Below are 4,499 nucleotides of genomic sequence, written 5' to 3'. Positions count from 1 at the left end.
GGCAGGGCGGGCGGTCGAACACCGAGCTGGAGGTCCACGTGGTCCTCGACGACGAGGCGGCGGTGGCCGACCTCGACCAGGCGGCGGTGACCGTGACGTTCACCGCCGACGAGCGTGCCGACGTGCTGACGGTGCCGGTCGCGGCGCTGGTGGCGCTGCGCGAGGGCGGCTTCGGCGTCGAGGTGGTCGAGGCGTCGGGGACGCGGTATGTGCCGGTGGAGACCGGGCTGTTCGCCGGCGGCCGGCTGGAGATCTCAGGAGAGGGCGTCGAGGAGGGCATGTCCGTGGGGGTGCCGCGGTGACGGCACACGGAAGCGTGATCGCGCTCGCCGACGTGACCAGGACCCACCCGGGCGGCGTCACCGCGCTCGACGCCGTGTCGTTGAGCGTCGAACACGGCGAACTCGTGGCGATCGTCGGCCCCTCGGGCTCCGGCAAGTCGACGATGCTGCACATCGTGGGCACCCTGGACCGGCCGAGCTCGGGGACGGTGCGCATCGAGGGCCACGACATCGGGCGGCTGAACGAGCGCCAGCTCGCCGCGCTGCGGGCCACCCGGATCGGGTTCGTCTTCCAGCAGTTCCACCTGGCGTCCGGCGTGCCGGCCCTGGACAACGTGGCCGACGGCCTGTTCTACCGGGGCCTCGGCCGCCGCGAACGGCGCCGCCTGGCGGCGGCCACGCTGGAGCGGGTCGGCCTCGGGCACCGCCTCGACCACCCGCCGCACGAACTGTCGGGCGGCGAGCGGCAGCGCGTCGCCATCGCCCGCGCGGTCTGTGGGGCACCCCCGCTGCTGCTGGCCGACGAGCCGACCGGCGCCCTGGACTCCGCGTCCGGCGCCGGCGTCATGGAACTGCTGCGCGAGCTGAACGCCGCCGGCACCACGGTCGTCGTCATCACGCACGACCGGGAGATCGCCGCGAGCCTGCCCCGGCAGGTGCGGATGCGGGACGGGCGGATCGTCGCGGAGGTGGCGACATGAGGGCCCCCGAGCCTCCCCACCGGCTGGTCCCGGCCCGAATGCCCCCGTCCGACGTGCTGCGGGTCGGTGCCGTCGGCCTGCGCACCCGACCGCTGCGGGCTTTCCTCTCGGCGCTCGGCATCGCCATCGGCATCGGCGCGATGATCGCGGTGGTCGGGATCTCCTCCTCGTCGCGGGCCGAACTCGACCGGACGCTGGACGCGTTGGGCACCAACCTGCTCACCGTCGCCCCCGGCCGGACCCTGCTCGGCGAGGACGCCCAACTGCCCGAGGAGTCCGAGGAGATGATCGAGCGCGTCGGGCCCGTCGAGTCGGTCTCCGCCGTCGGCCTCGTCACGGGGGCCGGCGTCTACCGGTCCGAGGAGATCCCCGAGGCGGAAACCGGCGGCATCGCCACCTACGCCGCCCGCGAGGACCTGCCCGACACGGTCGGCGCGACGGTGCGCGGCACCTGGCTCAACGAGGCCACCGGCCACTACCCGGCGACGGTGCTCGGCGCGACGGCCGCCGAGCGGCTGGGCGTCACCGCGCCGGGACCCGACACCCAGGTGGTTGTCGGCGGCGAGCGGTTCACCGTCCTCGGCGTCCTCGACCCGGTGCCGCTGGCGCCCGAACTCGACGCCGCCGTTCTCGTCGGCTGGCCGGTGGCCGGGGCGCGCCTCGGCTTCGACGGCCACCCGACCACCGTGTACGCGCGGGCCGACGAGGCACGGGTGGAGCAGGTGAGATCGGTGCTGGGCGCCACGGCCAATCCGGCGGCGCCCAACGAGGTGGCGGTCTCCCGCCCCTCGGACGCGCTCGCCGCCCGCCGGGCCACCGACGAGGCGTTCACCGGCCTGCTGGTGGGCCTTGGCGCCGTGGCCCTGCTGGTCGGCGGGGTCGGCGTGGCCAACACCATGGTCATCTCGGTCCTGGAGCGCCGCGCCGAGATCGGCCTGCGCCGCGCACTCGGGGCGACCCGCGGCCAGATCCGCACCCAGTTCCTGGCCGAGTCGCTGCTGTTGTCGGTCCTGGGCGGCGCCGGCGGCACGACCCTCGGCGCCGCCGTCACGGGCGGCTACGCCCTGTCCAGGGACTGGCCGACCGTCGTCCCGCCGTCGGCCGCGGCGGGCGGCCTGGCCGCGACCCTGGTCATCGGCGGGCTGGCCGGCCTCTACCCGGCGCTCAGGGCCGCCCGCCTGCCGCCCACGGAGGCGCTGGCCGCGCCCTAGCGTTTCGCGTTCGCGTACTGGCGGCACTCGCCGGTGAAGACGCCGGCCAGGCACTCCCGGACCAGCTCCTCGGCGGCCGACCGCAACGTGCGGGTGCCGACGCGGCGTTCGGGGTCGCGGTAGAGCTGGTCGGCCAGCCCCTCCACGACGGCCGAGATCCGGGTGGCGGCCAGGGCGGGATCGAGGTCCGGCTCGACCTCGCCGCACTCCTTGCCGTTGTGCACGGCGACCGCCAACTGGTCGCGGACGTCGGCCGCGCCCGCCCTCGCCACCTCGGCCAGCGTCTCGTTGTCCAGCGCCCGGCCCGAGAAGGCGCGCGACACCCGGTACTCGGCCCGGCGTGCGTCGTCGAGGGGCAGCAGTTCGAGCAGGCTGTCGAAGAGCACCGCGGAGATGGGGCGTTGCCGGGCGACGCCGTCCGCGATGCGGGCGGCCACCCGGTCGTGGACGTCCTCGGTCACCTGCCGGTAGGCGAAGAGCAGCAGGTCGTCCTTGCTCTTGAAGTAGTGCTGCACGAGGCCCACGGAGAAGCCCGCCTCCCGCGCCACGCCGGCCACCGTCGCCGCGTCGAGCCCCGCGGTGGCGACGAGCCGCCGCACGGCGGCGGCCATCTCCCGGCGGCGGAGGTCATGGTCCGCGGTTCGTGCCACGCCATAACCGTATCAGTGTATGGTCTGCTCAAAACCGTACGTCGATATGGTTATGGCTCGACAGGGAACCACATGAGAATCCGCACGCTCGTGGCCGCGGCGCTCGCCGCCGGCCTCGCCCTGGGGGCGGCGCCCCCGACCACGCACCGGGAGCAGGTTCAGGAACGGGAACAGGAGGAGATCGACGCCTTTCTGCGGGAACGCACGGCGGCCAGCCGGACCCCGGGGGTCGCCTACGCGATCGTCACGCCCGACGCGATCGAACACGTCGGCGTCCGGGGGCGCACCGGGGACGGGGACCCGGTCACCGCGACCACCCCGTTCCTGTGGGGCTCGGTCGCCAAGCCGGTGACGGCGACGGCGGTCCTGGCCCTGGCCGAGGAGGGCGCGCTCGACCTGGACGAGCCGGTGCGGGCCAGGCTGCCCGAGTTCACCCTGGCCGACGGCGCCGGCGCGGACATCACCGTCCGGCAACTGCTCGACCAGACCAGCGGCATACCCGAAGCGACCGGAGCCACCGACCACTTCGAGCGCCGGGACGACCCCTACGGCGCGGCGCTCGCCGAACTCGCCGACGTCACCCCGCTGTTCCCACCGGGCGAGCGGTTCACCTACTCCAGCGCCAACTACCTGGTCCTCGGCGCCCTCGTCCAGGCCGTCAGCGGCCAACCCTTCGACACCCACCTGCGCGAGCGGGTGCTCGACCCGCTCGACATGACCGGCGCCCTCACCACCCCGGAGGAGGCGCGCGCCGCCGCGCTGCCCGCCGGCCACGGCTACGTCTTCGGCCGGCCGGTCGACGTCGCGCCCCGCTACGACCAGACCGGGGCCAGCTACGGGTACCTCGGCGGCACGGTCGAGGACCTCGCGCACTTCGCCATGGCGCAGCTGAACGGCGGCAGCCTCGGCGGGGAACAGGTGCTCGACCCCGACTCCGTCGCGGCGGCGCAGACCGGCACGGCGCGCATCACCGACACCCTGCGGTACGGCCTCGGTTGGCGGGTCGACGAGCGCAACGCCGACCTCGGCACCCGCACGGTCTGGCACACCGGCGCCGCCCCCGGCTACTTCGCGGGCGTCGTGCTGCTGCCCGAACTCGACCGCGGCGTCGTCGTCCTGGAAAACGCCTACGGCTACTTCCAGGACGCCGAACTCGTCGGACACGCCCTCGGCGCCGCCCGGATCCTGGCCGGCGGCCGCCCCGACGCCGTGGCGGGCGACCCGGCCTACCCGGCGGCGCTGGCGGTCCTCACCGCCGTCCTGCTCGGCGCCGCGGCCGTCGTCCTCCGGTCCGGCTACCGGCTGGCACGCCCGAAGGCCGCGCCGCCAGGTCGGGCCCGGGTGGTGGCCGGCACGGCCGGCTGGGCGCTCGGCGGGCTGGCGCTGGCCGGCCTCGCGGCGCTCGCCGTGCCGCGCTGGCTCGGCGTGGACCTCCGCACCATCCGGCTGTGGGCCCCGGACGTCGGCTGGCTGCTCGTCGCCGTCGCCCTCGCCGGCCTCACCGTGGCCGCCACCCGGCTGCTCGTCGGCGCCGTCCGGCTGAGGCGGCTCCGCGGCACGCCCCGGCCCGGCCCCGCGGTCACGGGCGCGGCCACGGGCGCGGTCACGCCGGGAACAGCGCCCGCAGCGCGGCCGTCAGCGTCGCCAGGTTCCGGT

Annotated in this window: 4 protein-coding genes and 1 pseudogene; 4 read left to right on the top strand and 1 reads right to left on the bottom strand. The window is 75.6% G+C overall.

The genetic code is table 11. The features are described 5' to 3' along the window. The 3 genes and pseudogenes from E1283_RS32525 to E1283_RS32515 form a co-directional block, all read left to right on the top strand. Positions 1–302: pseudogene (locus E1283_RS32525) on the top strand (efflux RND transporter periplasmic adaptor subunit); the annotation flags it as partial. 14 nt (positions 303–316) lie between these two features. Then, the gene (locus tag E1283_RS32520) at positions 317–982 is read left to right on the top strand and encodes an ABC transporter ATP-binding protein (protein ID WP_132821758.1); all 666 of its coding nucleotides are present in this window, start codon (positions 317–319) and stop codon (positions 980–982) included. Beyond that, the gene (locus E1283_RS32515) at positions 979–2,193 is read left to right on the top strand and encodes an ABC transporter permease (protein WP_207930623.1); all 1,215 of its coding nucleotides are present in this window, start codon (positions 979–981) and stop codon (positions 2,191–2,193) included. The genes E1283_RS32520 and E1283_RS32515 overlap by 4 nt, the downstream gene beginning before the upstream one ends. On the opposite strand, the gene E1283_RS32510 is transcribed toward E1283_RS32515, so the two are convergent. Continuing rightward, positions 2,190–2,843 carry a TetR/AcrR family transcriptional regulator gene (locus E1283_RS32510; protein WP_132821756.1) on the bottom strand — a complete coding sequence of 218 codons (654 nt, stop codon included), beginning with the start codon at positions 2,841–2,843 and terminating at the stop codon, positions 2,190–2,192. The genes E1283_RS32515 and E1283_RS32510 overlap by 4 nt on opposite strands. Positions 2,844–2,915: 72 nt before the next feature. On the opposite strand from E1283_RS32510, the gene E1283_RS32505 reads away from it, so the two are divergent. Next, positions 2,916–4,499 (top strand): serine hydrolase domain-containing protein (locus E1283_RS32505; RefSeq protein ID WP_132821755.1); only part of this gene is annotated, 1,584 nt, incomplete at its 3' end.

The organism is Streptomyces hainanensis, assembly GCF_004348415.1.
In the GTDB taxonomy this organism is placed as follows: domain Bacteria; phylum Actinomycetota; class Actinomycetes; order Streptomycetales; family Streptomycetaceae; genus Streptomyces; species Streptomyces hainanensis.
Note: the sequence above shows the minus strand (reverse complement) of the source record. Positions and strands in the feature narration are given on the sequence as shown.

Coding starts and splice junctions, on each gene's coding strand:
- E1283_RS32515 (WP_207930623.1), top strand. CDS start 979: ATGAGGGCCCCCGAGCCTCCCCACCGGCTGGTCCCGGCCCGAATGCCC.